Below are 26246 nucleotides of genomic sequence, written 5' to 3'. Positions count from 1 at the left end.
GCGGATGAAGGCAGCCGCCTCTACCCCCTGATCGAGGAGAACACCATGTCGGTCCAGGCATTTCTCTACGTCGTCGCCGTCATCCTGATCGTGCTCGCGGCCCTGCCGTTGCCCACGAGGGGTGTCTCGCTCGCGCTTCTGGGTGCCGCCTGCGCCCTGCTCGCCTACGCCTGGCCGGTGATCACCGACTGATCCTGCCGTGAGTCATCGTGGGGTCGGTCCTGGCCGGCAGCCCTAGCGCGATCGGGGTGCCGGCCACGACCGTGAGTCTGTTGTCCTCATGGTGCCGGGGTGCGCCGTCGCTGGCGGTACGCGGCCGCCTTGGCGCGGTCTCCACAGCCGCGCATGCCGCACCAGCGCCGCCGCGCGCCGCGCGACCGGTCGACGAACGCTCTGGTGCAGTGCTCGTCGGCGCACCAGCGGAGGTTCTGGCGGTCGCCACTGGCGTGCAACTCCAGGCAGTCGCGCGCCAGGACCGCCAGGACGGCGGCCAGGTCGCCGTCGCGGTGCACCCCGTCGGCCTCAAGGCGCAGCGCGGGTAGCGGCTTCGCGGCGGCCGCATTGACCAGCTCACGGTCTGCCGGGATCGGCCCGGTGCCGTTGATCAGGGCTTGGACCAGGCGGAACATCGCCTCTCGCAGCGCCTTGGCGTGGCTCAGCCCGGCGTCGTCCACAGCGGGCGGTCGTTCGACGATGCCGGCCTGGACGGCCCAATCCGCTACGTCTCGCGGAGCGGTCAACTGCTCGACATCGGTGTGCCCACGCTCGGCGAGCGTGGGGAGGAAGTCCAGTACCGGCCGATCGGCGATGAACTCGAACCTCACGTCACCATATTGACCGGTGACGTGATGCGATGCAAGAGTGATGCGATGGCATCACCGGTTGAACAGGTGACGAAGGTGGGTTCCGGTGTCCGCCGGGACAACGCTCGACTGGCCCGGTACCTGACCGCGGCGCTGCTGGCGCGTACCGCCGACGAAGGCGCACGTGTGGCGCTGGTGATCCTCGCCCTGGACCGAACCGGCAGCGCGGCCGTCGGCGGAACGTTGGTCGCCACCCTGCTCCTCCCACACGTCGTGGCTGCGCCCCTGGTCGGTGCGCTGGTCGACCGCGCGCGACGGCCGGCGGTCGTGCTCGCCGGCGCGATCGCCGTCTTCGCCGCCGGCCTCGCCGCCCCGGTCGCGATGCTCGGCCATGCGCCGCTGTGGCAGACCTGCCTCGTCCTCGCGATCGCGGGGTGCTGCGGACCCGCGCTGACCGGCGGACTGACCAGCCGACTGGCGGCACTGGCCGGACCCGGACAGGAGGCTCGCGCCTTCGCGCTGGACTCGTTGTCCTACAGCGTCGCCGGCATGCTCGGGCCGGCCACGGTGGGGCTGCTGGCGGCGGCCGATCCCGGCGCCGGCGTTCTCGCGCTCACGGTGGCCGCCGGGCTCGGCGCCCTCGGCGTCACATCCCTGCGCCTGGTCGCCTCCACCACGACGGAGCGGACACGAGCCGCCGGCCTGTTCGACGGTGCCCGCGCGATCGCCCGGATCCCTGACCTGCGAACGATCACCCTCACCACCAGCTTCGGTCAACTGGGCCTCGGTGGTCTGGCTGTCGTGGCCACCACCCTTGCTGCCGCTGCACAGGAACCGACCCAAGCCGGGCTGCTCCTCAGCGTGACCGCCGGTGGCGCACTGGTGGGATCGCTGCTCTGGGCATGGCGGCCGCTGCCCGCCCGCCACGCGCCCCGGGTGACAGTCTGGGCGATGGCCGCGGTCGGCGTACCGCTCGCGTTGGCCGCCGCTGTGCACTCCCTACCACTGGCCGCAGCGCTGTTCGCGCTGTCGGGTCTCTGCACTGGACCGCTCGGCGCAGCGCTGTTCCTGGCCCGGAATCAGTTGGCCGACGAGACGATCCGCACTCAGGTCTTCACCATCGGCGCCGGGTTGAAGGTGGCGGCCTCGGCGATCGGGGCCGGGCTCCTGGGCCTCGCCGCCCCCCTCTCGGCGAGCGCCCAACTGCTGCTGGTCGCCGCCTTCCCGATCGTCGCGGGGATCGCGGGCGGCCTGCTGGTGCGGCGCCGCCCGCAACTGTGTGCGAGCGGACTCATCGACCCTTGCTGAGTTTCTTTCACAAGCGTAGGAAGAACACCACCACCGTCAGCCCCGCATCGATCCGCCGTCCAGCGTCGAAGGAGATGCCTGTGACCACCCCCAGAGGGCTCCGTCTCGCCGTGTCCGTGCTGGTGACCGCGGGCGCGGTCCTGCTCGGCACGGCGGCCCCCGCGGCACCGCCGACGGCACCCGCACCGGCCGGGCACCCGTCCTGCGACCCGATCGACCCGACCGCCTGCCTGCTGCCGTTCCCGAACGACTACTTCACCGTTGCGGACCGGAGCAGCCCCACCGGCAAACGGGTACGGTTCGCCGCCGCCGCGATGCCCGCCAACGTGCAGGGAACCCCCATCGACCCGACGGAGTGGAACCGGCAGGACGGGTTCAGCCCCGGCTCGCCGATCCTGGTGCGCGTACCCGGTCTCGACGCCACCGCGAGCGGTATCGCCCCGGTCACCGACATCGGCCGTTCGCTGGCACCGGACGCCCCGATCGTGCTGCTCAACGCCCGGACCGGCACACGCACGCCGTACTGGGCAGAGCTGGACGCGCACGCCGTCGGCCAGCCCGACCGGCAGCTGCTGATCATCCGGCCGGCGGTGGCGCTGGCCGAGGGCACCCGCTACGTGGTCGGGCTGCGGGGCCTGCGCGACGGAAACGGGGCCCCGATCCGAGCGCCGAAGGCGTTCACGGCGTACGTGACGGGTGCCGGCGTCACACACCGCGACCCCCGGGCGCCGCAGATGCGCGGGATCCTCACCGATCTGACCCGGAGCGGCGTCAACCGGCACAGCCTCTACCTGGCCTGGGACTTCACGGTGGCCAGCCGGCACGGGCTGACCGGCCGGATGCTGGCGGTCCGCGACGACGCGTTCGCCGACCTCGGCCGGGCCGCCCCGTCGGTCACCGTCACCCAGGTGACCGACTACCGGCCGGAGCAGGACCCGCTGATCGCCCGGCAGGTCAGCGGCACCATCGGCGTGCCGTCCTATCTGACCGGCGACGGCGGCCCCGGCTCCCGGTTGCACTACGCCCCGGCCGGCGGCGCCGGGACACCGCCCACGCCCAACGCCCTGCCCACGCCGTCGGGCACGACACTGGCGGCGGACTTCGTCTGCAACATCCCGCGCAGCGCCTCGGCCGCGAAGCCGGCGCACCTCTCGCTGTACGGCCACGGGCTGCTCGGCCGGCCGACCGAGATCAACGCCGGCAATGTCAAGACGATGTCGAACACCCACAACTTCACCTTCTGCGCGACCAGTTGGATCGGCATGGCCGCCGCCGACGTCCCCTATGTGGCCGGCGCCTTCACCGACCTCAGCGCCTTCCCCGCGGTGGCCGACCGGTTGCAGCAGAGCTTCCTGAACTTCCTCTTCCTGGGCCGCGCGATGATCCACCCGGGCGGCTTCGCCGCCCACCCGGCGTTCCGGGACGCCACCGCCCGGCCGCTGATCGATCGCCGGGGCGGCCTGCACTACGACGGCAACAGCCAGGGCGGCATCAACGGCGGCGCGCTCACCGCCATCGCCCAGGACTGGACCCGGTCGGTGCTCGGCGTGCCGGCGATGAACTACTCCACGCTGCTGCAACGCAGTGTGGACTTCGCGCCGTTCCAGAGCGTGCTGGACGGCTACTACCCGGACACTGTCGACCAGCAGCTCATTCTCGCGCTGCTGCAGATGCTGTGGGACCGGTCCGAGGCCAACGGGTACGCCCAGCACCTGACCGACCAGCCCCTACCGCGCACCCCCGCCCACCAGGTGCTGATGCACGTGGCCTTCGGCGACCAGCAGGTGTCACCCGCCGCGGCGGAGGTGCAGGCGCGCACCATCGGCGCTCGGCTGCACACCCCCGCGCTCGCCGACGGCTGGTCACTGGACGTGCACCCGTACTGGGGTATCGCGCCGATCCGCCGCTACCCGTACACCGGTTCAGCGATGGTGATCTGGAACAGCGGCGCGGCCCAGGCGCCACCGCCGACCAACCTCGCCCCGGCCGGGCCCAAGTTCGGCGACGATCCGCACGAGTTCCCCCGCGCCCAGGTCGGGGCCCAGAAACAGAAGGCGGTCTTCCTGCTCACCGGCAAGGTCATCGACGTCTGCGCGCGGACCCCCTGCCCCTGACCCGGACATCGTGACCCGGTGGGGCGCTGGACCGGCCAGCACCCCACCGGGGTACGTCGAACTCGTCAGGTCAGCAGCGCACCTCGGTCTCCTTCTGCGCCACGTCCGAGATGCCGCCGAGGGCGCGGGTGCACACCGACAGCGTGTTCGCGCCCAGCGACCAGACCTCCGGGCCGCTGGAGCACTGCAGGTCGCGCAGCGTGCTTCCGGTCACGATGGAGGTGCACACCTGGTACGCGCCGTGGCTGGCCCGGTACTGCTGCCACACGTACGTGTAGGCGTAGTTCTTACCGCAGCCCTTGTACTGCTTGACCGATGCCGCGGTCTGACCGCCGACGGTGACGTACGCCGTCGCGCCGATCTGCACCGAGCCCGCACAGCGCGGGTTGGTTTCGGCGTGCGCGGGTCCGGCGAACGCCAGCGTCGCGGGCACAGCCAGACCGGCGGCCGCGAGGATGCGTACGCCACGTCGGATATGGCTTTTCATCGGGTGACCTCCTCCAATGCACCGGGCGTCGCCCCCCGGTGTCGTCGATGCACCACATTGATGGCGGCCACCGCCCGTTCGGTACCCTCTGACACGCTCTGACAACGCCTGACAACGTCGTCTGACATGGGGGAGTGATGAAGGACCAACGTGCCGCCACGGAGTCGACTCAGGACAAACGGGCCGCCGAGCGGTTCGCCGAACAGCTACGGGCCCTGCGGGCCGAGGCGGGCGACCCGTCGTTCCGGAAGATGGCGGGGCGCTCGGGCCGGATCTCGCACACCACGCTGCACGAGGCGGCCTCCGGAACCAGGTTCCCCTCCTGGGAGACCGTCCGGGAGTTCGTGCGAGCCTGCGAGGCGGACGAGGTCCAGTGGCGGCGTCGATGGGAGGACGCACAGCTCCCCGGCATCGCGGACGCCGAGGTGGCACCGATCGGCACCGCTTCCCCGGCCGGCGTCGACACCCCGCCCGCCACCGCTGAGAAGCAGCCCGACACCAGGGTCGACGCCCCGCAGACCCACCGGCCCGTCGTCTCCGGCGTCCCCGTGACGCCGCCCGGGGATCGGGGCGCGCTGGTCGTCACGGGCTACCCGCGGACCGACGAGGAGGTGGTGGGGGCGCGGCGGCACCGGCTGCCGTGGCTCGCCGCCGCCTCGGTCGTACTGGTGGTGGCGATGGTTGCCGTCGTGGGTGTCATCGTCCGCGACAAGTCCCGGGACGACCCCGGTGCCGTGGCCGCGTCGCCCGGACCGCCGGCGTCGCCCTCCGAGTCAGTGTTCTCGGACTCGCTGATCCCCGGCGATTCCAGCAAGTTCATCTCCGACGTGACCATCCCCGACGGCACCCGGGTGCGGGTGAACTCCCAGTTCGTCAAGGTGTGGGCCCTCAAGAACGTGGGGAAGGTCGCCTGGCACAACCGTTTCCTCGCCCGGACCAACCCGACCGCCGACGCCGACGGTTGCCAGGTGCCGGACCGGGTGGCGATCGGTGACACGCCTCCCGACGAGCAGGTGATGATCAGTGTTCAGGTCACCGCACCGAGCCGCCCCGGGAAGTGCTGGGTCAGTTGGAAGATGGTCGACGAGAACGGGCAGGAGTTCTTCCCCACCCGTCGGCCGGTGTACTTCATGGTCACCGTCATCGCCTGAGCGCACCCCCGGTCGCCGGTGTCAGCGCACGATCAGCCGGTGTCAGCCCCGGTGCCGCCGAAGCTGACAACACCACATCCGTCGAGGTCGATGACCATCTGACGGATCTGACAGGACGGCGGGGGTACCGAACAGCAGGTCGATTCTCGCAAGGTGATGTCCGTTCCGAACGACTCACCAACCGCGAGGAGAATCGACAGTGCGTCGTCAGTGGTTATCCGTCGGGCTCGCCGCGCTCTGCGTGGCCGTCGGGGTCCCGGCCCACGCGTGGGCCGCCACATCCGGCACCACCGCGCAGCGAACCGTCACCACGGCCGTGCGGCCAGTCGTGGACATGGAAGCCACCGTCCTGGCCGCCCAGATCGACCCCCGTCGGCCCGACAACACCCTCACCCCGGGCGCGAAGAGCTCCGTGCTCGCCGTCGAGCAGGCGTTGCAGGCGCAGGGCCTGCTGAACGCGCAGTGGGTCGACGGCTACTTCGGCACCGTGACCATCTCGGCGTACGCCGCGTACCAACGCACGCTCGGCTACACCGGGCTGGCCGCGAACGGGCTGCCCGGCACGACGTCGCTGACAAAGCTCGGGCAGAACCGCTACACCGTCGTCAACACGATCGGCCCGGGCGCGAAGGTCCCGCGCGACGGGTACGTCGTCAACGCCCGTACCCAGGCGATGCTGGCGCAGGCGCAGCGGCTGCTCGGCTACCCCCTGGTGCTCGACCAGGGCTCGTACAACCCCGGCGGCGACCCCACCTCGGCCGGTACGCACGACGGCGGGGGTGTGGTGGACATCGCGGTCACCGGCATGACCGCGGCCAGGCGCACCGCCGTTGCCCGGGCCCTGCGCCAGGTCGGCTTCGCCGCCTGGGTCCGCAACCCGGATCAGGGCAACTGGCCGTGGCACATCCACGCCACCGCGATCAACGACACGGACCTGTCCAGTCAGGCGCAGCACCAGGTCGGCGACTACTACCTGGGCCTGAACGGTCTGGCCAACCAGGGTCCGGACGACGGCCCTCAGGTCGCGATCAGGACCTGGGAGCAGTACCAGCGCGGGCAGTGACCCGCACCCCTCACCAATTCTGAAAGGACACCATGAACATCCGGAAGAGCCTTGCGGCCGTCGGCGTCGCGCTGGCCGCGACCACCTCGATCCTCAGCGTCGGATCGCCCGCGTCGGCGGCGGCCCGAGACGGGGTCTGCGAGAGCGGCGAGTTCTGCTACTACTACAACAGCGACAACGCGGGGTCGGTCTCGGACTTCACCGGCTCGCTCGACGACTACGGCACCGAGCAGCCCTCGTGCTACGACTTCAAGGGCGCCGGCGCTGGCAAGGGCCTGTGCATCAAGAACGAGGCCGCCTCGGTCTGGAACCGCAGCACCAAGACCGTGCGCGTCTACTACAACAGCGGCTACGCCGGTTCCTACCAGGACTTCGCGGCCGGCGCGAAGGGCAACCTCAACGCCACGCTGAAGAACAACAACGCCTCGCACGAGTTCTCGCCGTCGACGCGCACGAACCTGTCGTACGCGCTGTACCAGGCCAGCGGCGGCTCGGTCACCTGCGCCTTCGACGGTTACACCACCACGCCCGGCCGGCACGAGGGCATCGACATCGCCCGCAGCGTCGGCTCGGACGTGCGTGCCCTGGTCTCCGGAACCGTCACCTACGTGGCGCGGGGCGCCACCGGCAGCGGCGGTCTGTCCACGATCTCCGTCTACAACTCCTCGCTCAACAAGACGGTGATCTACCTGCACACCGCGCCGAGGTCCGGGGTGAGCGTGGGCGACGCCATCAGCAAGGGCCAGATCATCGCCGACGAGTCGTGGCACGGGGTGTCCTCCAGCTCGGGCGCGCACACCCACGTCGAGGTCCGGGCCGGCCGGCAGACCCACGCGGCCGTCAGCGTCGGCGACCCCACCCTGGACAACGCCGACCCGACCGCGTTCTGGAACTCCCAGGGCTACAACGAGAGGTAGGACGCCGTGAATTTTCGCAAGGGCCTCGCCGTCGTCGGCGCCGTCCTCGCCATGTCCACCTCCATCCTGAGTGTCGCCTCGCCGGCAGCGGCGGCGGGACGGGACGGAACCTGCGACAGCGGCGAGTTCTGCTACTACTACAACAGCGACCAGGCCGGCTCGGTCTCCGACTTCACCGACTCGCTCGATGATTACGGCACGACCCAGCCGACCTGCTACGACTTCAAGGGCGCGGGCAGCGGCAAGGGCCTGTGCGTGAAGAACAACGCCGCGTCGGTGTGGAACCGGACCGGCAAGACGGTGCGGGTCTACTTCAACAGCAACTTCGCCGGTTCCTACCAGGACTTCGCAGCCGGCGCTATGGCAAACCTCAACGCCACGCTGAAGAACAACAACGCCTCGCACGAGTTGGTGAGCGGGGCGACGGGCTGTAGCACCGACGGCACCAACACCAAGCTGCCGAGCACGATCCTCGTGTACCGGGTCAGCCTCGGGCGCGTCGATCGGGTCGACTTCAAGACGTACGTCAAGAACGTCCTCCCGAACGAGTGGATCACGAGCTGGCCGGCCGCCTCGCTGGACGCCGGTGCGATGGCCGTCAAGAGCTACGGCTGGTACTGGGCGTTGCACTCGACCCGGAAGACGTCCGGTGGACAGTGCTACGACGTCCGGGACGACACCGGCGACCAGGTCTACCGGCCGTCGACGGCAGTCTCGTCCACGTCCGCCGCGGTGGACCGGACCTGGTCGGCCCGGATGACCCGCAACGGCAACATCCTGCGGGCGCACTACTGCGCGACGACGACCGCGTGCGGTGGCTGGGTGGACGGGGACTGGCTGTCGCAGTACGGCTCGCGTGACCTCGCCAACCAGGGCAAGACCTACCAGGCGATCCTGCGCTACTACTACAGCGACATCGCCCTGTCCTGAGATCACGTACCAACCGCGCCGCCCGCCGCAGTTCGCGGCGGGCGGCGTGCGCGTGCCGGTTACGCCGGCGGCTCGACGGCCTCGACGAGCACCTCCAGCACGTGCCGGTACGACTGCCCGGTGGCCCGGCTCATGCCCAGCTCGCAGGTGCGGTTGCTGGAGGCGTACGCGTCGTGGCCGCGCTGGTTGATCTCGGTGGCCTGCGCCGCCGTGGCACCGGCAGTGACCTCGGGGTGCAGCAGCCCCCGGTCACCGGCGAAGGCGCAGCACCCCCAGCTGTCCGGCACGGTGACGGTGTCGGCGACCGCCCGGGCCACGGTGCGCAGGTCGTCGATGCCGTCCAGGTGCACAGTGGAGCAGGTGGGGTGCAGGGCCAGCGAGCGCAGTCGCCGGGGCTGCGGCAGCGCCGGCAGGAGGTGCTCGGCGGTGAAGCTCACGCTGTCGACGACGCGCAGGCCGGCGTAGCGGGCCCGATCCTCCTCGGCCAGCGCGGCGGTCAGCTGTGTGAGCCCGTGCGTGCAGGACGACGCGTCGCAGACGACGGGCAACCGGCCCTCGTCGCTGGCCGCCCAGAGCGCGGCCAGGGTCCGTTCGGCCATCTCCCGGTGCCCGGCGGGGTAGCCCTTGGACTGCCACGGGGTTCCGCAGCACAGGCCCGCTGTTCCGGTCGGTACGACCAGCGGGACTCCGGCCAGTTCGCAGAGGCGCAGGAACGCCGTAGCCGCTCCGCCGGACCGGCCGTCCTCGGGAGCGAAGAGGCTGCCGACGCAGGCCGCGAAGAACACCGCCCGGGCGTCCGGCTCGCTGCGGGGCGCGGGGCGGGGCGCACCGGCGCGCGGCATGTCGTCGCTCCACAGCGGCATGAGTTCGGTCCCGCCGAGCCCTCGAATCACCCCGGTCGCGGCGCGGGTCAGCGGCGCCGGTACGGCGTGCGCGGCGGTCAGTCCCACCCGGACGCCCGTCACGGCGGCCTGCCAGTGCCGTGCGGCGGTGCGGGCGGTGCGCTGGGCGCGTGGGCTGTGCCGCTCGGCGCGCAGCCGCTTCATCGCCGCCCCGGTGTCGATGCCGACCGGGCAGGCGGTGACGCAGAGGCTGTCGGCGGCGCAGCTGTCCACAGCTGCGTACGCGTAGTCGGCGGTGAGTTCCCGGCGGCGTTCCTCGTCGCCGGCGGCGGTGGCGAGGGCGATCTGTCGTTGCAGGACGATGCGCTGCCGGGGGGTGGTGGTGACGTCGGCGGTGGGGCAGACCGGCTCGCAGTAGCCACACTCGACGCAGGCGTCCAGCTCGGGGTCGACGGTCGGCACGGCCTTGAGCTGCCGCAGGTGCACTGTCGGGTCGTCGTTGAGCAGGACGCCGGGGTTGAGCAGGTCGGTCGGGTCGCACAACCGCTTCAGCTCGCGCATCACGTCGTACAGCTCGTCGCCGTACTGCCGCCGGACGAAGGGTGCCATGGCCCGGCCGGTGCCGTGCTCGGCCTTGAGGGTGCCCCCTTCGGCCAGCACCAGGTCGACCATGTCGTCGGTGAACCGGGCGTAGCGCTCGATCTCGGCAGCGGTGTCGAAGGACTGGGTGAGCATGAAGTGCAGGTTGCCGTCGCGGGCGTGCCCGAAGATCACCGCGTCCGGGTAGCCGTGCCTGTCGAACAGACGGATCAGCCCGTCGCAGGTGCCGGTCAGCCGTGGCATCGGCACCGCGATGTCCTCCAGCAGGGCGGTGGTGCCGGGCGGGCGGGCACCGGCGACGGCGGTGTAGAGGCCCTTGCGCAGGTGCCAGAGCTGGGCCCGTTCGCGCGGGTCGCGGGTCAGCTCGGTGCCCGCGACGGCCGGCAGCCGGTCGAGGACTACCCGGGCGTCGGCCAGCGTCGCGGCCAGCCGCTCCGCGCTCTCCTCGGTGAACTCGACCAGCAGCGCGGCGTGGCCGGTGACCGTCAGCCCGCGCAGGGCCGGGCTCGCACCCGGGTCGCGCTGGCTGACCCGCAGCGCTGCCGCGTCGAGCAGTTCGGCGGTACGGGCGCCGGCGGCGAGCAGGGCGGGCAGCGCGTCGGTGGCGGCGGTGAGACCGGGCAGGATCAGCAGGCCGGTGGCGGCGTGGTCGTGGATCTCGACGGTCCGGAAGACGGCCTCGGCCACGAAACCGAGCGTGCCCTCGCTGCCGATCATCAGGTGGGCGAGCATCTCGACCGGGCTGTCGTGGTCGAGCAGCGAGTTCAGCCCGTACCCCATGGTGTTCTTCATGGCGAACAGCCGCTCGACGGTGGCGCTCGACTGCGGCGTCGAGCGCACCCGGTCGCGCAGCCGCAGCAACCCGGCGTGCAGCTCGGGCTCGTCGGTCCGCAGCCGGTCGTCGGCGTCGCGGGCGCCGGAGTCGACGACGGTGCCGGACGGGAGCACGAAGCGCAGCGATTCCATCGTCCGGTACGCGTTGTCGGTGGTGCCGCAGGTCATCCCGCTGGAGTTGTTGGCCACCATGCCACCGACGGTGCAGGCGGCCTCGCTGGCCGGGTCCGGGCCGAGCCGGCGTCGGTAGCGCGCCAGCCGGGCGTTGGCCTGCCGGATCGTCAGGCCGGGTTGCAGCCGGATGCGGCGGCCGTCGTCGAGGACCTCGGCGTGCCGCCAGTCGGTGCGGACGTCGACCAGCACGCCGGCGCCGCCGGCCTGCCCGGCGAGGCTGGTGCCACCGCCGCGCAGGGTCAACGGCACGCCTGCCTCCCGGGCGCCGGCCATCAACGCCCCGACCTCGGCCGCCGAGGCGGCGCGGACCACGGCCTGCGGTTCGAACAGGTACGGCGAGGCGTCGTGTGCCGCCGCCAGCCTCCGGGGCAGCTCGGCGCTGGCCCGGCTGGGGTCATCGAGGCGCGCGCGCAGCAGTTCGGCGACCGCACGGGCGCGGACGCCGGCCGAGGTTGGCGCGGGTACGGCGGTGCTCATGGGCGATCCTCCCGGACGAGGGGGCGGTCAGTCGGCGACGATCTGTAGCCGGTTGGGAGCGGTGCTGACCGGCGCGGGCAGCCGTAGCGGCTGCCGGCCGGGCGTGATGCTGCCGAGTACGGACGGGTGCCGCGCGCCGGTGCCCGAGCGCAGGGTGCCCGGCAGCCCGTGCACGGTCAGGTAGCCCAGCAGCGCGAAGGCCAACGCCTCCTTGGCGTCCGAGGCGATGCCCAGGTCGTCGCTCGACGACAGGTCGACGTCCGGCAGCTCGTCGGCGATCATGCGCATCAGCGTCGGATTGCGCGCCCCGCCGCCGGAGACGACGAGCCGGGTGACGCCGTGATCGCGGCAGGCGTCGGCCACCGTGGCCGCCGTCAGTCGGGTGAGCGTGGCCAGCACGTCCTGCGGGTCCGGGGTGGGCGCGTCGGCGAGGGCGGCCAGCAGGTAGGGCGTGTGGAACAGCTCCTTGCCGGTGCTCTTCGGGCTGGGCAGCCGGTAGTACGGCTCGTCGAGCAGTCGCCGCAGCAGGGCCAGGTTCACCTGCCCGGCGGCCGCCCCGCGTCCGTCCCGGTCGTAGTGCTCGGTGCCTCCGCTGAAGTGGCGGGCGGCGGCGTCGAGGAGCGCGTTGGCCGGGCCGGTGTCGAAGGCGAGCGGGTCGGCGTCCGGCGCGACGACGGTGATGTTGGCGATGCCGCCCAGGTTCAGGGCGGCCGGGACGCCGGGCAGGCCGCCCAGCAGCAGCGCGTCGAAGAGGGCGACCAGGGGGGCACCCTGGCCGCCGGCGGCGACGTCGCGGCTGCGCAGGTCGGCCACCACCGCAAGACCGGTGGCCTCCGCGATCCAGGCCGGCTGACCCAGCTGGAGGGTGCCACGCACCGTGCCGTCCTCGACCCAGTGGTGCATGGTCTGCCCGTGCGAGACGAGCAGGTCGGCGTGGCCATCGCAGAGTTCCGCGAGGGCCCGCACGCCAGCCTCGGCGAACGCCTGGCCGATGCCGGTGTCCAACACGCAGATCGCCTCGGTGGTGGTCGGGGCGGGCGGCAGGGCGGCGGCGATCCGGGTGCGCAGCTGCTCGGGGTACGGGTGACTGAGCCGACCCAGCGTTCGCATCCGCAGCGTGTCACCGCTGAGGTCGAGGTCGGCGGCGGCGGCTTCGATGCCGTCGTAGGAGGTTCCGGACATCAGGCCGATCACGCGCATCACGTCCTCCTTCAGGCCCGGCCGGCGGGCGCTGCCGTCTCGTCGACCTCGTCGGTGCGTCCATGGTCGTACGGCGTCTCCGGGGCCGGGTGGAACCGGCTCGACACCGCGCCGACGACCAGGGTGATCAGGACGCCGATCGGGACCAGCCACTGCGCGGCGATCGCGGTGGCGGTGGTGGTCCCGGCCGTCGTCACATCGATCTTGACGTAGCGGACGATGTAGGTCATCACCGCCACGGTGACCAGGAAGGCGATCACCGCGTCGACCTGGTTGGCCCGCTTGACCAGGCGGCCGAGCAGGAAGGCCCCGAGCAGTGCGCCGTAGGTGTAGCCGGCGATGGTCAGACCGGTCAGGTAGACGTTTCCGGTGCTGGAGCTGAACGCGCAGGCGAAGACCGCCATCAGCACCGCCCAGACCAGGGTCATCACCCGGGCGAGCCGGAGCATCACGTCGTCCGACGGGACCGTGCGGAAGAAGCTGTGGATGAAGTCGGCGACGGTGGAGTTCGACATCGAGTTCAGCGCCGACGACAGCGAACCCATCGCGGCGCCGAGGATGCCGGCCACCAGCAGACCCGAGATGCCCACCGGCAGAGCGTGCAGGATGAAGCTCGGGTAGAGGTTGTCGCTACTGGCCAGGCCGAGCTCCTTGAAGCTCTGACCCTTGTTGTACGACCACAGCAGCGCCCCGACCAGGGAGAACGCCGCGAACTGGATCACCACGAAGATGCCCGAGGAGATCATCGCCTGCTGCCCCTCGCGCAGCGTCCGGGTGGACAGGATGCGCTGGACGATCAGCTGGTCCGACCCGTGGCTGGCCATCGCGAAGATCGCGCCACCGATGATCGCGGTCGGCAGGGCGAACGGGCTGGTGAGCACGTGCGCGAGGTCGAAGTTGGTGTCGAAGAGCTGGAACTTGCCGGCGTCGAATGCCTGCGAGTAGCCGTCGAAGCCGACGGCGTGGCTGAGCACCGCGATGGCCAGGATCGCCCCACCCAGGTACAGCCCCATCTGGATGGCGTCGGTCCAGATGACCGCTTTGATGCCACCGAGGTAGGTGTAGACCACCGTGATGAGCGTGAGCACGATGATGATGGCCTGGTAGCTGACGTTCAGCCCGAACTCGTCGAGGAGCAGCTTGATGGGGATGGCCGAGGCGAACAGCCGTACGCCCTCGGCGAGCAGGCGGGTGAAGACGAACGTCACCGACGCCAGACCCTGGAGTTTCAGGCCAAACCGCTCACCGAGGTACTGGTAGGCGCTGACGAACCCACCCCGCTTGTACAGCGGGATGAGCACCGCGGCCACGACGACCCGACCGATGACGTAACCCAGGGCCAGCTCGACGTTGCCGAAGCCCTGACCGCTGTAGGCGCCGCCGGGAACACTGATCACGGTCAGGACGCTGGTCTCGGTGGCGACCACGGAGAACGAGACGGTCCACCAGGGCAGTCGGCCCTCGCCGACGAAGTAGTCCTTGGCGGACTTCTGTTTGCCGGACAGGCGTAGTCCGACGAAGGCGATCACCACGAGGTACAGCACGATCACGACGAGGTCGAGTTGACGCACGGCTCGCTCCCAACCAGCGATTGTCAAGAAGTGACGTTGGACCAGGGTAACGCGAAACTTTTTGCCACCGCCCGGCCGGGCTGGTTACGCTGTGGTTTCAGCCTGCTGATACGGGGACTGTTCGCAGCTGCGCCGCGGCCTGGCCGTGGCGGCGGGTCGCGAGGACGCGCTCGACGACGAGCCGTCCCGGGCCGCCGGGCGACCGGAGATCCGCGCCCCGCCGGCCGGCGACTGCACACCAGCGAGAGGAACGAGCACCCCGTGGACCTCAGCACCCTCGGCACCGAGACCCGCAACGACAAGACCAGCGACCTCGACCGGATGTCTCCCACCGAGTTGCTTCTCGCGATGAACGACGAGGACCAGACGGTCGCCGAGGCTGTCCGCCGGGCCGTGCCGGACATCGCCGCCGCCGTCGACGTCATCGTGGCGTCGCTACGCCAGGGCGGACGGCTGATCTACCTCGGCGCGGGCACCAGCGGCCGGATCGGCATGCTCGACGCCGTCGAGATCCCACCCACCTTCGGCACCACGCCCGATCGGGTCGTCGGGCTGCTCGCCGGCGGGGCGCGCGCCTTCGGTGTCGCCGTCGAGGGCGCCGAGGACGACCCGACCCGCGCCGTCGCCGACCTCGACGCGGTCGGCCTGACCGCCCGCGACACGGTGGTCGGGCTCGCCGCCAGCGGCCGTACCCCGTACGTGGTCGGCGGGTTGGACCACGCCCGCGCGCGCGGCGCGGCGACCGTCTCGGTGGCCTGCAACACCGACGCGGTGACCAGCCGGCACGCCGACGTCGCCATCGAGGTGCCCACCGGGCCCGAGGTGCTCACCGGCTCCACCCGGCTCAAGGCCGGCACCGCCGAGAAGCTGGTCTGCAACATGCTGTCGACCGCCGCGATGGCCCGGCTGGGCAAGGTCTACGGCAATCTGATGGTGGACATGAACGCCACCAACGAGAAGCTCGTCGACCGGGCCCGTCGGATCGTCGCCGAGGCCGCCGACACCGACCTGGACACCGCCGCGCGGGCGCTCGCGGCGGCGCGCGGGCACGCCAAGACGGCCATCGTGCTGCTGCTGGCGAACTGCACCGCCGAGGAGGCCGCGGCCCGGCTGCGCGACGCCGACGACGACGTCCGGGCGGCCGTCGCCGCCTGACCCGTCGGGAGGCCGGCCTTCGGCGGGGCGAGCTGTCCCGCGGCTGACCCGCTACCAGATCGACGAAGCGCCCCGTTCGTTGCGGACGGGGCGCTTCGTGGTGTCAGTGCTGCTGGGTGTCGGGAGCCGGCTGGTCCCCGTCCGCATCGTCTCCGGTGGCGCTGGCCAGCTCGATCCGGGGGGACCGGTCCGGCGGGAGGTGGGCGAAATCGGCGATGACGACGACATCCACCTCCCCGTCGATCATGCTCTGTTCGACGGTCTCCCACGGTGCCCGCACGGTTCCCGCGAATCGGTACGAGTGTCGGCGAAGGTGGCGGAGACACTTCGCGACGGCGGGCTCCGACGGCTCGATGTCGGCGGGGATCCAGATGACGGCGATTTCCATGAGTCTCTCCTGATCAACGTCGTGGACGTGAGTGGGTGATCAGGAGCTACCGGGGCGGGGGAGGACCCCGCTCCACCGGTAGACCGGTAGCGCGCAGGTCGACGGCGCTGACGGTGAACCCGGCCCGCAGCAGCGGGATGGATGGCGGAGCTTCGGCTGTCGACGGAGGTGGCTCGGCACCGCCGGTGCTGGTGGTGGCCGGCCCGGTGGCGAGCGCCACGACGAACACCGGCGGCCCCGGTGCGGGACGGGCCGGCGGGACGGGCCGCTCACCGGTGACGGTGGCCGTCGTCGCCCGCGCCCGATCCGACGCCCGGCCATCGGACCTGCCGTGGGCACCGCCCGGGGACACCGTCGACGGCACCGACTGGTCAAGGCGTACGGCAGGCGGGACCGGGGCGGCTGGCGTCGGCGTGGTGCGCGGCGACGAGGGGGCACGGGCCGGACGACGTGGCGCGGTGGTGGCCGGCCTGGCCGACACTGTCGGTACCGGCCTGGCCGACACTGTCGGTACCGGCAGGGGCGGCGGCAGGGGCGGCGGTTCTATCGACGGCAGGGGCAGCGGGTCCGTGGACGGCAGGGGCAGCGGGACGACAGTCGTCGGCACGGGCAGTGGGACATCCAGCTGCACCTCGACGACGTCGTCCACCGAAACCGAGAGGGCCTGCGGCGAGGTGGCGACCTCCAGCGGCGGGAGACGCGACGGTGACGGGCTGTCGGCGTGGGCGGGGCTGGCGCCCAGGGCCGCCCCGAGCGCCGCCGCCCCGAGCGCCACCGGGGGAAGGCTGTGCCTCAACCGCATCAGCCGGCGGCCGTCGGCAGCGACGTCGCCGGCCCTGCCCGGCCGGGCTCGCCGGTGCGGTGCCGCTGGTCGGGCAGGTACCCGTGCCGCAGTGTCGCTTGCCTCATGTGCGGGTTCTTGCCCCGGTGAACCGTTGGCTACACCTTCTGTCGATGTCCCGGCCGAGCACTGTGGACGGAGCGGGGGTGGGCTTCACACCCGGGCCTCGGTGGGGGCCGGCGCGCTGTCGAGTGGCAGGTCGCGCAGGCCGCGGATCGGCGTCGACAGGTAGATGATCGGGGACAGCACGGTGAGCGCCCCGAAGATCAGCAATGTCGTGCGGGCACCGAGCGGCCCGGCTAGGAGGCCGGCGAGCAGGCCACCGACCGGGATGGCGCCCCAGGAGACGAACTTGACAGTGGCGATCACCCGGGACAACAGCTCCGGTGGGCTGGCGAGCATCCGGTACGTGCGGGTGGTCACGCTGAGCACCACTGTGGAGCTGGCGAGGATGAGGTTGCCGGCCGCGAAGGCCAGGAATGCGGCGGTGCCGGTACCCAGCGGGATGATGAGCGCGCCGGCCACGCCGACGAAGGCCGCGATGATCAGGCCGCGGGCGGTGCCGAACCGGTTGGTGAAGCGGGTCGTCAGCGCGGCGCCGATGAGTGTGCCGAGACCGTCGGTGGCGATCAGCAGCCCGACCAGGACCGGCGATGCGTGCAGCTCGCGCACCAGGTAGAACGGGAAGAGGGCCAGCATCGCGCCGCTGACGAAGTTCGTCGCGGTGGCGTCCCACATGGCCGGTCCGATGATCGGGTGTCGCAGCACGAAGTGCCAGCCCTCGCGGATCATCGTGACCATCGGTGGTCGCTCGGCCGATCGCTGCACCCGGCGAGCCGGCAGGGTGCGCAGCAACACCGCGGAGACCAGATAGCTGACGGCGTCCACGAAGAGCGTCGGCACCGCGCCCAGCACCGCCACCGCGAAGCCGCCCAGGGACGGACCGCCCAGCGTGGTGGCGGCATGGGTGCCGGAGGTGAGGCTGTTGCGGGCCTGCAACTGCGCGGCCGGCACGATCTCCGGCAGGAACGTCTGGTTCGCCACGTCGAACAGCACGTTGGCGAAGCTCACCACCAGGGCGACAGCGATCAGCTGGGCCACGGTCAGCATGCCGAGCCACCAGGCCAGCGGGACCGACGCGATGGCGAGGGCCCGGACCAGGTCCAGGCCGACCTGCATGCCGCGCAGCGGCACGCGCTGCACGATCACCCCGGCCGGCAGGCTGATCAGCAGGTACGCCAGATAGCCCGCCGCGGTGATCAGACCCATCTCGAAGGCCGACGCGTGGAGCACGTTCAGCGCGGTCAGCGGTAGGGCCAGCGCGCCGACCGCCGAGCCGAGGTGGCTGGTCGTGCCGGCGACCCACCACCGCCAGAACGTAGTAAGTCCCATAATGGAACTCACTATAGGGACAGGTGGCGGACGGCGTCGACCCCGTTCCAGAGGGCTCGACCGGGAAGGTGCTGTCTATCCCGCGCGGCGGACCATCTCGGTGATCCAGATCGGCGCGAACGGAGACGTGCAGCCGGGGGAGGTCGGATAGTCCCTGAGCACCCCCAGGCGTTCGCCGATGTCGATCGCCCGAGCGCGGTGCTCGGCGTGCTCGATCCCGATCTGCGCCAGGCAGTGGTTCATCGCCCACTGGAGGCGATCCGGCGCGTCCGCCATCTCGGTCTCGATCACATCGAGCAGTCCCGGGAGGTCGAGACTCTCGGGACTCTTCGTCACGCGTTCGGTGGTCAGCGCCCAGCCGGCGCTCGCGACCACGGGATCCGCGTCGGCGAACCAGGCCAGCCGCAGCTCGTCGGCGTGCCGGTTCTTCTTCACCACGTAGTTGACCAGCCAGTCGTGCACCTTCGGGGTGCGCGCCTCGCGCACCATGACGTCCAACTCGTCACGCGTGAACGCCCGGGGACGACAGATCAGGATCGCCAGCAGTCTCGCCGCGGACTCACCCGTCGCCCAGAGTTGGCGCGCGAGATCGTGCTGCGTCTTCAGCCGCTTCGCGAGCGCCCGAAGCGCGCCGAGGTGCACACCGTGATCGTCACCGTGTCTGGCGTTCACCTCGCGGGCCCTCGGGTCCGCCAGCTCGGCCAGCTCGGCCATCACCTCGGCCACCGTCGCAGTGCTCGTCGTCGCCGCCACCGCAGCCTCCTGCCATCGGGGTTGATGCAGCTTACGGCGCTGGCCCGCCGACCGACGCGTTCGGCAGGACCGGTGCAGGCGACCGGGACCGGACGTTTCACATTCGCGTGACGGGTATCCAGGCGTACCAGTGCGACCGGCGGTGAACAGCTTCACGGAGTGAGGGGGCACCAGTCATGCCTGATCCACAGCCCACCATCGTGCTCGTGCACGGGGCGTTCGCCGAGTCGGCGAGTTGGAACGGAGTGCTCGAGCGCATGGGCGCCGCGTACGACTCGGTGGCCGTCGCGAATCCGCTGCGCAGCGTCGCGGGCGACGCCGCGTACGTGCGGGATGTCGTACGCGGGATCGGTGGACCGGTCATCCTCGTCGGCCACTCGTACGGCGGCATGGTGATCACGCAGGCCGCGGCCGGCGACACCTCGGTGCGGGCCCTCGTGTACGTCAACGCCTTCGCCCCGGACACCGGGGAGTCGGCACTGTCGCTGTCGGGCAAGTTCCCCGGCAGCACCCTGGCCGACACGCTGGTGCAGTACCCGGTGTCGACGGGTGGCAACGAGGTGGCGATCGCCCAGGACCGGTACCACGCGCAGTTCTGCGCGGACGCGTCGGGCGACATGGCCGCGCTGATGGCCCGGACCCAGCGGCCGATCACCGAGCAGGCACTGGGGGACCAGCTCACCGGCGACCCTGCCTGGCGGTCGCTGCCCAGCTGGTTCGTGTTCGGGGACCTGGACAAGAACATCCCGGTCGAGGCGCACCGCTTCATGGCCGAGCGGGCCAACCCTCGGGGGCAGCGCGAGGTCGTCGGCGGGTCGCACGCGATGGCGGTGGCCGACCCGAGTGAGGTCGCCGAGTCGGTCATCGAGGCGGTTCGGGGGGTGAGCTGACGGTCCGGACGGTCGGCTGACGGTGGGTGGGCCGACGACGGAAGGTCGCCGGCCCACCCGGCCTGCTTGTCTAGCGAACCCGCAGCCGCTGGTGGACGGCCGCGGTGGGGGCGTGCACCGGGTCACCGGAGTAGGCGACGTGCACCGGGTACACCCCCGCGGACAGTCCGTCGGTCGGCAGGTCGACGACGGCCGCACCACCGCGCAGCGCCACCACGTGGGTCGCGCCGCCGAAGGTGACCGCGACCTCGCCGGTCACCGTCGGAGCCTTCGGGTGCGGCGACTGTGCCCGTACGTCGACGCGCAGTGTGAACGTGTCACCGCGAACGACCGAGGCAGGCGCGGCCTTCGCCTTCACCGTGACCCGTGCCGTGCCCGCCGGCACCACTGTGACCTGGGCCGAAGCGGACTTGGTCGGATCGATCACCGACGTCGCCACCACCGTGAGCGACGACGCGGTCTCCCCGGCGGCGACCGAGAGCAGGCCCGCCGTGGAGATGGTGGTGTCCGGGGAGGTCGCCCCCCGCACCGACCACGTCACCGCCGGGCTCACGCCCTCGTTGGTCGTCACCCGGGCGCGGAACTGCCTGGTCCAGTTCCACCCTGTCGTCAGGTTCACCGACGCGGGCGTCACCGACACCGAGTCCACCCCGGACCACAGATGGTCCCGGGCGAAGATCGTGAACAGTTGGCCCGCCGTCATCCCGTCGTGCGCGCCGGGAACCTGGGCCGTCGCGGCGGCGTACCCCCGGGCCCGGAAGTTGTCAGCGATGGCGTTCTGGGCGTTGAGGTTGCCCTCGAAGACGCCGTTGCCGAGGAAGACGGAGAGGTCGTCGTCTCCGACCGCGTTGGCGATGGTGTCGTAGTCCCCGGTGGTGAGCGACGGGTTGCCGGAGAAGTGTCCGTAGAACCCGAAGGTGGTCGGGTAGTTCCTGATCACGACGCCGCCCGTCATCCCGCCGTACGAGAACCCGGCGTAGGCGCGCCCGGAGCGTTCGGTCGAGACGTGGTAGCGGCCCTCGATGAGGGGCAGGATCGTCTGGACCAGGTTGTTGGCCGCGTTGGTCTGGTTGTAGGAGGCGAAGCCGAGGCTGGTGCCCGTGAAGTGGTTGCCCATGGTGACGACCACTGTGGGCTCGATCTCGCCCTTGGCGATCATGTTGTCCAGGATGTTCGGGACGTTCGCGGGGACCATGAAGTCGGTCTCGTCGCCGAAGATGCCGTGTGCGAGGTACGCGACCTTGTACGGTTGCGCGCGGTTGGCGTCATAGCCGGCCGGCAGGTACACGCCGAGATAGTGGCCGCTGTCACCCAGGATCGTGGTGTACGGGACGTAGGTGACCGTGCCCCGCTTCGCGCGGTCGGCCACCGGCAACTCGTAGCCCGCGCGTTCCTTGAGCACCGGGTCGTTCTGCTTCTCGGCGTACGGCACGGACACGGCGTCGAGAACGTCGTTGTTCCTGACCCGGAACGAGGACTCGCCCGGGGGCCGCGGGTTCGTCGAGGCGGGATCCCAGATGCGCTTGTTCTCCCAGCCCTGGGTCGGGTCCCAGACCCGGTACCAGTAGCTGAGGCCTCCGGCGTGCAGCGGGACCGAGACCGACCAGTTCCCCTTCGGGTCTCTGGTCATGTCGCGGAGGAACTCGGTGCCGCCGGAGTGGTAGCGCCCCGGTTGCCACTGTTCCGGCTGGTAGCGCGTGGTGCCGGTGTTGACGTCGAGCAGGGTCAGGTCGCCGGCGAGGCGGACCTGGGTGGCGTGCGGATTGCGGTAGACGAACGTGACGGTGTAGCCGGTGGGTGAGGTGCGGTCCGCCTTGACGGTCGCGCCCGGCGCGGGGGTGGGCCTGCCGGCGGCGGCAGCTGGCGCGGGGACGACGGCCCCCGCTCCGAGTGCCGTGAACGCGAGAATCGAGATCGCTAGCCGGAGCCTGCGTCTTCCGGTCGTTTCCCTCATGCGCGAAGACTCCTCTGTGGTCGCACGTCGCGGTCTGGTCCGGGCACTGGCAGTCGAGGGGTTTCGATGGACGCTAAATCGAATTAGCATCGGGAAGTCTGGCGGGGTATGCCGTTCGGTGTCAAGGTTTGCGGCGCCGACGCCGGGCTCGCGCCCCGCTCACCCGAGCGTGCCCGCACCCCCGGCAGCCTGCGGGTTCGCCCGGCTGGCCGCCGCCGGGGTGGCAAGGTGAATTCCATGGACCGCACGCACGTCGAGGACTGGCTCGCCGCCTACGAGCGACTCTGGCGTACGCCGGGCACGGACGGCCTGGTCGGGATCTTCACCGAGGACGCGAGCTACCAGCAGGGCCCGTACTGGACGCCGGTCGTCGGGCTGCCGGCCATCGCCCGGATGTGGGAGAAGCAGCGCAAGGGTCCCGACGAGGTGTTCCAGATGACCGCGGAGATCGTCGCGGTCGAGGGCGACACCGCCGTGTCGCGCCAGGAGGTCCGCTACGGCGACCCGGTCGAGCAGGAGTACCGCGACCTGTGGGTCATCCGGTTCGCCGACGACGGCCGGTGCCGGTCGTTCGAGGAGTGGCCGTTCTGGCCGGGGCAGCAGCCGGCCAGCTCTCCGGACGGGTCGTGACGTGGGAACGCGGCACCCGTCGGGTGGTGTGCTCCGTCACGGCGGCGGGCATGGGCAGGACGTTGGGGTGCCGCGAGGCGACTGCTACAGTCGAGATTGTTGCGGCCGCAAATTTATCGACAGCAACTACTTTGGGAAGGGATGCCTCCGATGACCAAGCTCGCCGTCATCTACTACTCGTCCACCGGGACCCTGCACGCCATGGCCAAGCGCCTCGCCGAGGCTGGCGAGAAGGCCGGCGCCGAGGTGCGACTGCGCCAGGCTCCGGAACTCGCCCCGGGCGAGGCCATCGCCTCCAACGCCGCCTGGAGCCAGCACTTCGACGCCACGAAGAACGAGCCGAAGGCGACCGCCGACGACGTCGTCTGGGCGGACGCGGTGCTGTTCGGCACCCCCACCCGGTACGGCAACGTCGCCAGCCAGCTCAAGCAGTTCATCGACACCCTCGGTCCGCAGTGGGCGCAGGGGCTGCTCGCCGACAAGGTGTACGCCGGGTTCACCGCGTCCATGACCGCGCACGGCGGCCAGGAGTCGACCCTGCTGGCGCTCTACAACACCATCCACCACTTCGGCGGCCTGATCGTGCCCCCGGGTTACACCGACCCGCTGAAGTTCGCCGACGGCAACCCGTACGGCGTCTCGCACGTCACCGGCGGCAACAACGACGCGCCGCTGGGCGACGCCCAGTTCGCCGCCCTGGACCACATGGCCTCGCGGGTCGTCAAGATCGCCGGGAAGCTCAACGCCTGACGGTGCTGCCGCCGAACCGGACGCCCGGTTGACGCGGATGCGCAGTTGCGCGAGGGCCGGCCTCCCGGGAGGGGAGGCCGGCCCTCGGCGGCCTCACACCACCACCGCGGCCATGGCGGCGTGCGGCCGGTGCTGGTCGTCGCCGGCTCGGGGTAGGCGTTCGACCTCCCGGAAGCCGGCCTGGGTGAGTCGCTCGGAGAGCGCGTCGAGCGGCCACCGGTAGGCGGTCACGACCTTGTGGTCGAAGGCGCCGACCTCGTCGGCGGAGAAGGTGCCCAGCACCAACCGCCCGGCCGGGACCAGCGCCCGGCGAAACTCGGTGAGTACGCCGTCGAGTTCCTGCGGCGGAAGATGGATCAACGAGTACCAGGCCAGGATGCCGTCGACGGACCCGTCGGCGACGTCGAGGTGGGCCAGCGACCCGAGCCGGAACTCGACGTCCGGGTGGGCGGCCCGCGCGTGCGCGATGAACTCGGGGACCAGGTCGATCCCCGCCGCGTCGACACCGAGTGCCCGGAGGTAACCGGTGAGGTGGCCGGGCCCGCAGCCCAGATCGAGCACCGGGCCCTGTCGATCCCCCAGGTGTCGCTCGATGAGGGCGAGGTCGTCGGGGTGTACCTGCTCCTTGGTGCCGAACATCTCGATGTACAGCTCTGCGACGGACGTGTAAGCCTGCCGTACCGGGTCCGTTTCCATCGCGGCACTATACGGGTCACCACACCTTGCGGGTCGCGCCTACCGTGATGGCCATGACACGTCGAGCCACGCTGGCCGGCATCTCTGTGGGCCTGCTTCTGCTGGGTTGCTCGGTCGGCACGCGGGCGGAGCGCGACCCGGAACCTCGAACCGCTCCGGAGTCGACCGCCAGCGCCGACGCCGCCGCCACCGCCGAGGCGGTCGGTCTGCTGCGGGCGGGCACGGCGTTCGTCAATCAGACGAGCTTTCGCAGCGACGTCGACATCGCCAGCCAGATCACCTCGCTGTCGCACACCGACAACGCCAACAAGCGTGTGAACGCCACGATCACGGCGCCGGGCGGGACGATCGAGATCCGGATGATCGACGACGACGTCTACCTGAAGGCCGGTCAGCTCCTGCGGGGCGTGGGCGACCAGTGGATGGTCCTCGACCCGGCCCGAGTGCCGGCGGGCTTCGCCCTGAGCTTCGCGCCGGGCAGGAACGACTCCGGCGGCTCGGGCCGCCTCATCGACGCGATCGTCACCGCACGTGCCGACGGCAGTCAGATCATCGGGACGATCGACGCGACCCGGATCGGCGTCGGTAACGGGATCAGCTTCCGGCTCGATCCCGGTGGTGTCTTTCCGGACAGCGCACGGCGACACGCGTTCCGGGCGATGCTGGACACCGAGGGTCGGCTGGTCAGCTTCCTGATGCCGGAGGCCAGTGGTCTGCCGAGCGCGTCCCTGCGCTACAGCGACTTCGGGTCGGCGGTCAGCGTCGTCCGGCCGGCCGGGGCGGTCGTCGCCCCCGATGCCCTCTATCCCCAGCTCGGCATGGGTGGCGGCGGGTAACCGGGCCAGCCGTTTGCCTCCTGCGGCTAATGCGGTTAGCCTTAAGCTAATCGCATTAGCTCGCTGTGGAGGCGTCATGACCGAATACCTGGACATTGCCGGCAACACCATCGCCTACGACCTCACCGGGCAGGGGCCACTGGTCGTTCTGGCGCACGGCATGGGCGACAGCCGGCACTCGTACCGGTTCGTCGCTCCGGCCCTGGCCGCCGCCGGATACCGGGTCGCCGCCGTCGACATCCGCGGCTGCGGTGACTCCAGCCTCGGCTGGGACGGCTACAGCCGCACCGACATCGCTGACGATCTCGTCGCCGTGGTACGCCACCTCGGCGGCCCGGCGGTGCTCATCGGCCAGTCGATCAGCGGCGGTGCCGCGACCATCGCGGCGGCGACCGCGCCCGACGTGATCTCCGGCGTCATCGAGCTGGCGCCGTTCACCCGCGCGCAGTCCATCGACCTCGCCGGGCTGGTGAGGGTCAAGCGCTACCGGGCCGGTTACCTGCACCTGGCGCAGGTGCTGCTGCGGGGCAGCGTGGCGAGCTGGCGCAACTACCTCAACCTGGCGATCCCGACCAAGCCCGCCGACTGGGACAGCGAGCTGGCGCGCATCGAGGCCAAGATGAGTGAGCCCGGCCGGATGAAGGCCCTCCAGGCCATGGCCAAGACCAGCGCCGCCGACGCTGGTCGGCAGCTGCCCAACGTCACCTGCCCGGTCCTGGTGATCCAGGGCAGCGTCGACCCCGACTGGGCCGACCCGCGGGCCGAGGGCGAACGCATCATCGCCGACCTGCCGCAGGGGCTCGGCGAGCTGGCCGTCATCGAGGGCGCGGGACACTACCCGCACACGCAGACGCCCGACGAGGTCGTCGCCCTGGCCCTGCCCTTCCTCGCCCGGACGCTGACCAATGCCTAAGGCTCGGCTCACCCCGGCGTCGGTCACCGAAGCCGCCGCCGCGCTTGTCGACGAGGTCGGCTTCGACAACCTCAGCATGGGCCTGCTCGCCGAACGGCTCGGGATCAAGACCCCCTCGCTCTACAAGCACGTCAGCAGCCAGGCCGACCTGGCACACCGGATCGCGATCCTGGCCATGACCGAGGCCGGCGATGTCATCCGTGACGCCATCCAGGGTCGGTCCGGTAGCGACGCGCTCGCCGCGGGGGCGCAGGCGATGCGCACGTACGTGCGGGAACACCCCGGCCGGTACGCGGCGGCCAACGCGGTCCGCCCGACCGGCCCCGACGACCCGTTCATTCCGGCCAGCGAGCGGGTGCTCGCCTCCTGGGCGGCCATGCTCAGCGGGTACGGGCTGGACCCGGGCCAGGAGATCCACGCCATGCGGACGCTGCGCAGCGTCCTGCACGGGTTCGCGACCCTGGAGGCGGCCGGCGGGTTCCAGATCGACACGTCGGTCGACGAGAGCTTCACCTGGCTGATCAACTTCATCGATCAGGGCCTGCGTGCCGGCGCGAGCACCGGCGCCCGCTGACAC

General features: G+C 71.2%; 25 protein-coding genes. 14 read left to right on the top strand and 11 right to left on the bottom strand.

Annotated elements, in window-relative coordinates; translation table 11 throughout:
• Positions 1 to 45: 45 nt before the first annotated feature.
• A complete protein-coding gene (locus KBX26_RS01530) occupies positions 46 to 192 on the top strand; it encodes a hypothetical protein (RefSeq protein ID WP_167337290.1) in 147 nt (48 codons plus the stop codon).
• 86 nt (positions 193 to 278) lie between these two features.
• Here the strand turns inward: KBX26_RS01530 and KBX26_RS01525 are convergent, their stop codons facing one another.
• Complete coding sequence (locus KBX26_RS01525; RefSeq protein ID WP_210864503.1) at positions 279 to 824, bottom strand: ABATE domain-containing protein; 546 nt, start codon at positions 822 to 824, stop codon at positions 279 to 281.
• A gap of 45 nt (positions 825 to 869) precedes the next feature.
• Here KBX26_RS01525 and KBX26_RS01520 point away from each other — a divergent pair, with 45 nt between their 5' ends.
• Together KBX26_RS01520 and KBX26_RS01515 are read left to right on the top strand one after the other, a co-directional pair.
• Complete coding sequence (locus KBX26_RS01520; protein WP_210864502.1) at positions 870 to 2111, top strand: MFS transporter; 1242 nt, start codon at positions 870 to 872, stop codon at positions 2109 to 2111.
• 80 nt (positions 2112 to 2191) lie between these two features.
• Positions 2192 to 4225, top strand: a complete 2034-nt coding sequence (locus tag KBX26_RS01515) for a hypothetical protein (protein WP_210864501.1) — start codon at positions 2192 to 2194, stop codon at positions 4223 to 4225.
• 70 nt (positions 4226 to 4295) lie between these two features.
• Here KBX26_RS01515 and KBX26_RS01510 read toward each other — a convergent pair whose 3' ends face one another.
• Positions 4296 to 4712 carry a hypothetical protein gene (locus tag KBX26_RS01510; RefSeq protein ID WP_210864500.1) on the bottom strand — a complete coding sequence of 139 codons (417 nt, stop codon included), beginning with the start codon at positions 4710 to 4712 and terminating at the stop codon, positions 4296 to 4298.
• A gap of 137 nt (positions 4713 to 4849) precedes the next feature.
• Here KBX26_RS01510 and KBX26_RS01505 point away from each other — a divergent pair, with 137 nt between their 5' ends.
• The 4 genes from KBX26_RS01505 (at position 4850) to KBX26_RS01490 (ending at position 8773) form a co-directional block, all read left to right on the top strand.
• Positions 4850 to 5863, top strand: coding sequence for an NBR1-Ig-like domain-containing protein (locus KBX26_RS01505; RefSeq protein WP_210864499.1), 1014 nt, complete (start codon positions 4850 to 4852; stop codon positions 5861 to 5863).
• A gap of 199 nt (positions 5864 to 6062) precedes the next feature.
• On the top strand, positions 6063 to 6926 hold the full coding sequence (locus KBX26_RS01500) for a peptidoglycan-binding protein (protein WP_210864498.1): 864 nt from the start codon (positions 6063 to 6065) through the stop codon (positions 6924 to 6926).
• Between the two features lie 32 nt (positions 6927 to 6958).
• Positions 6959 to 7843 carry a peptidase inhibitor family I36 protein gene (locus tag KBX26_RS01495; RefSeq protein ID WP_030330650.1) on the top strand — a complete coding sequence of 295 codons (885 nt, stop codon included), beginning with the start codon at positions 6959 to 6961 and terminating at the stop codon, positions 7841 to 7843.
• 6 nt (positions 7844 to 7849) lie between these two features.
• Complete coding sequence (locus KBX26_RS01490; protein WP_156057432.1) at positions 7850 to 8773, top strand: peptidase inhibitor family I36 protein; 924 nt, start codon at positions 7850 to 7852, stop codon at positions 8771 to 8773.
• A 59-nt stretch (positions 8774 to 8832) separates the two neighbouring features.
• Here KBX26_RS01490 and KBX26_RS01485 read toward each other — a convergent pair whose 3' ends face one another.
• From KBX26_RS01485 to KBX26_RS01475, 3 genes are read right to left on the bottom strand one after another with little or no spacing between them, the layout of a single operon-like run.
• Positions 8833 to 11700: an FAD-binding and (Fe-S)-binding domain-containing protein gene (locus KBX26_RS01485; RefSeq protein ID WP_210864497.1), complete on the bottom strand. Its 2868-nt coding sequence runs from the start codon at positions 11698 to 11700 to the stop codon at positions 8833 to 8835.
• A gap of 27 nt (positions 11701 to 11727) precedes the next feature.
• Positions 11728 to 12900 (bottom strand): anhydro-N-acetylmuramic acid kinase, encoded by a 1173-nt coding sequence (locus KBX26_RS01480; RefSeq protein ID WP_030330644.1) that lies wholly within the window; start codon positions 12898 to 12900, stop codon positions 11728 to 11730.
• Positions 12901 to 12911: 11 nt separating this feature from the next.
• Positions 12912 to 14471: a sodium:solute symporter gene (locus tag KBX26_RS01475; RefSeq protein WP_030330642.1), complete on the bottom strand. Its 1560-nt coding sequence runs from the start codon at positions 14469 to 14471 to the stop codon at positions 12912 to 12914.
• Between the two features lie 261 nt (positions 14472 to 14732).
• Here KBX26_RS01475 and murQ point away from each other — a divergent pair, with 261 nt between their 5' ends.
• Positions 14733 to 15626, top strand: coding sequence for an N-acetylmuramic acid 6-phosphate etherase (gene murQ, locus KBX26_RS01470; RefSeq protein ID WP_030330640.1), 894 nt, complete (start codon positions 14733 to 14735; stop codon positions 15624 to 15626).
• A gap of 103 nt (positions 15627 to 15729) precedes the next feature.
• On the opposite strand, the gene KBX26_RS01465 is transcribed toward murQ, so the two are convergent.
• From KBX26_RS01465 to KBX26_RS01450, 4 genes are all read right to left on the bottom strand, one after another.
• Positions 15730 to 16014, bottom strand: a complete 285-nt coding sequence (locus KBX26_RS01465; protein WP_030330638.1) for a hypothetical protein — start codon at positions 16012 to 16014, stop codon at positions 15730 to 15732.
• A gap of 46 nt (positions 16015 to 16060) precedes the next feature.
• On the bottom strand, positions 16061 to 16789 hold the full coding sequence (locus tag KBX26_RS01460; protein ID WP_210864496.1) for a hypothetical protein: 729 nt from the start codon (positions 16787 to 16789) through the stop codon (positions 16061 to 16063).
• Between the two features lie 219 nt (positions 16790 to 17008).
• The gene (locus KBX26_RS01455; protein ID WP_210864495.1) at positions 17009 to 18247 is read right to left on the bottom strand and encodes an MFS transporter; all 1239 of its coding nucleotides are present in this window, start codon (positions 18245 to 18247) and stop codon (positions 17009 to 17011) included.
• Between the two features lie 75 nt (positions 18248 to 18322).
• A complete protein-coding gene (locus KBX26_RS01450) occupies positions 18323 to 18961 on the bottom strand; it encodes a DNA alkylation repair protein (protein WP_210864697.1) in 639 nt (212 codons plus the stop codon).
• Positions 18962 to 19176: 215 nt separating this feature from the next.
• Here KBX26_RS01450 and KBX26_RS01445 point away from each other — a divergent pair, with 215 nt between their 5' ends.
• The gene (locus KBX26_RS01445; protein ID WP_030330630.1) at positions 19177 to 19890 is read left to right on the top strand and encodes an alpha/beta fold hydrolase; all 714 of its coding nucleotides are present in this window, start codon (positions 19177 to 19179) and stop codon (positions 19888 to 19890) included.
• A 70-nt stretch (positions 19891 to 19960) separates the two neighbouring features.
• Here the strand turns inward: KBX26_RS01445 and KBX26_RS01440 are convergent, their stop codons facing one another.
• Positions 19961 to 21844, bottom strand: a complete 1884-nt coding sequence (locus KBX26_RS01440; RefSeq protein WP_210864494.1) for an alpha/beta hydrolase-fold protein — start codon at positions 21842 to 21844, stop codon at positions 19961 to 19963.
• Positions 21845 to 22081: 237 nt separating this feature from the next.
• Between KBX26_RS01440 and KBX26_RS01435 the strand changes: the two genes are divergently transcribed.
• Entirely contained in the window at positions 22082 to 22474 is a 393-nt protein-coding gene (locus KBX26_RS01435) for a nuclear transport factor 2 family protein (RefSeq protein WP_210864493.1), read from the top strand.
• 141 nt (positions 22475 to 22615) lie between these two features.
• On the top strand, positions 22616 to 23224 hold the full coding sequence (gene wrbA / locus KBX26_RS01430; protein WP_374224180.1) for an NAD(P)H:quinone oxidoreductase: 609 nt from the start codon (positions 22616 to 22618) through the stop codon (positions 23222 to 23224).
• A gap of 93 nt (positions 23225 to 23317) precedes the next feature.
• Here wrbA and KBX26_RS01425 read toward each other — a convergent pair whose 3' ends face one another.
• Entirely contained in the window at positions 23318 to 23920 is a 603-nt protein-coding gene (locus KBX26_RS01425; RefSeq protein WP_210857765.1) for a class I SAM-dependent methyltransferase, read from the bottom strand.
• Positions 23921 to 23973: 53 nt separating this feature from the next.
• Between KBX26_RS01425 and KBX26_RS01420 the strand changes: the two genes are divergently transcribed.
• The 3 genes from KBX26_RS01420 to KBX26_RS01410 all read left to right on the top strand — a co-directional run bounded on the left by KBX26_RS01420 (position 23974) and on the right by KBX26_RS01410 (position 26243).
• The gene (locus KBX26_RS01420) at positions 23974 to 24756 is read left to right on the top strand and encodes a hypothetical protein (protein WP_210864491.1); all 783 of its coding nucleotides are present in this window, start codon (positions 23974 to 23976) and stop codon (positions 24754 to 24756) included.
• Positions 24757 to 24832: 76 nt separating this feature from the next.
• Positions 24833 to 25669 (top strand): alpha/beta fold hydrolase, encoded by an 837-nt coding sequence (locus KBX26_RS01415; RefSeq protein ID WP_210857763.1) that lies wholly within the window; start codon positions 24833 to 24835, stop codon positions 25667 to 25669.
• On the top strand, positions 25662 to 26243 hold the full coding sequence (locus KBX26_RS01410; RefSeq protein ID WP_210864490.1) for a TetR/AcrR family transcriptional regulator: 582 nt from the start codon (positions 25662 to 25664) through the stop codon (positions 26241 to 26243). Before KBX26_RS01415 ends, KBX26_RS01410 begins: the two co-directional genes overlap by 8 nt.
• Positions 26244 to 26246 lie beyond the last annotated feature (3 nt).

Source organism: Micromonospora sp. C97 (assembly GCF_018070385.1).
Taxonomy (GTDB): domain Bacteria; phylum Actinomycetota; class Actinomycetes; order Mycobacteriales; family Micromonosporaceae; genus Micromonospora; species Micromonospora parva.
The sequence above is the reverse complement of the archived record's forward strand: the minus strand, read 5'-3'. Positions and strand labels throughout refer to the sequence as shown.

Excerpts from the sequence above, each read along its gene's own strand:
- KBX26_RS01440 (WP_210864494.1), bottom strand. The coding sequence starts at position 21,844 with ATGAGGGAAACGACCGGAAGACGCAGGCTCCGGCTAGCGATCTCGATT.
- KBX26_RS01485 (WP_210864497.1), bottom strand. The coding sequence starts at position 11,700 with ATGAGCACCGCCGTACCCGCGCCAACCTCGGCCGGCGTCCGCGCCCGT.
- KBX26_RS01410 (WP_210864490.1), top strand. The coding sequence starts at position 25,662 with ATGCCTAAGGCTCGGCTCACCCCGGCGTCGGTCACCGAAGCCGCCGCC.
- KBX26_RS01445 (WP_030330630.1), top strand. The coding sequence starts at position 19,177 with ATGCCTGATCCACAGCCCACCATCGTGCTCGTGCACGGGGCGTTCGCC.
- KBX26_RS01420 (WP_210864491.1), top strand. The coding sequence starts at position 23,974 with ATGACACGTCGAGCCACGCTGGCCGGCATCTCTGTGGGCCTGCTTCTG.
- KBX26_RS01480 (WP_030330644.1), bottom strand. The coding sequence starts at position 12,900 with ATGCGCGTGATCGGCCTGATGTCCGGAACCTCCTACGACGGCATCGAA.
- wrbA (WP_374224180.1), top strand. The coding sequence starts at position 22,616 with ATGCCTCCGATGACCAAGCTCGCCGTCATCTACTACTCGTCCACCGGG.
- KBX26_RS01435 (WP_210864493.1), top strand. The coding sequence starts at position 22,082 with ATGGACCGCACGCACGTCGAGGACTGGCTCGCCGCCTACGAGCGACTC.
- KBX26_RS01510 (WP_210864500.1), bottom strand. The coding sequence starts at position 4,712 with ATGAAAAGCCATATCCGACGTGGCGTACGCATCCTCGCGGCCGCCGGT.
- KBX26_RS01425 (WP_210857765.1), bottom strand. The coding sequence starts at position 23,920 with ATGGAAACGGACCCGGTACGGCAGGCTTACACGTCCGTCGCAGAGCTG.
- KBX26_RS01495 (WP_030330650.1), top strand. The coding sequence starts at position 6,959 with ATGAACATCCGGAAGAGCCTTGCGGCCGTCGGCGTCGCGCTGGCCGCG.
- KBX26_RS01530 (WP_167337290.1), top strand. The coding sequence starts at position 46 with ATGTCGGTCCAGGCATTTCTCTACGTCGTCGCCGTCATCCTGATCGTG.
- KBX26_RS01465 (WP_030330638.1), bottom strand. The coding sequence starts at position 16,014 with ATGGAAATCGCCGTCATCTGGATCCCCGCCGACATCGAGCCGTCGGAG.
- KBX26_RS01505 (WP_210864499.1), top strand. The coding sequence starts at position 4,850 with ATGAAGGACCAACGTGCCGCCACGGAGTCGACTCAGGACAAACGGGCC.
- KBX26_RS01450 (WP_210864697.1), bottom strand. The coding sequence starts at position 18,961 with ATGGCCGAGCTGGCCGAGCTGGCGGACCCGAGGGCCCGCGAGGTGAAC.
- KBX26_RS01520 (WP_210864502.1), top strand. The coding sequence starts at position 870 with ATGGCATCACCGGTTGAACAGGTGACGAAGGTGGGTTCCGGTGTCCGC.
- KBX26_RS01415 (WP_210857763.1), top strand. The coding sequence starts at position 24,833 with ATGACCGAATACCTGGACATTGCCGGCAACACCATCGCCTACGACCTC.
- KBX26_RS01455 (WP_210864495.1), bottom strand. The coding sequence starts at position 18,247 with ATGGGACTTACTACGTTCTGGCGGTGGTGGGTCGCCGGCACGACCAGC.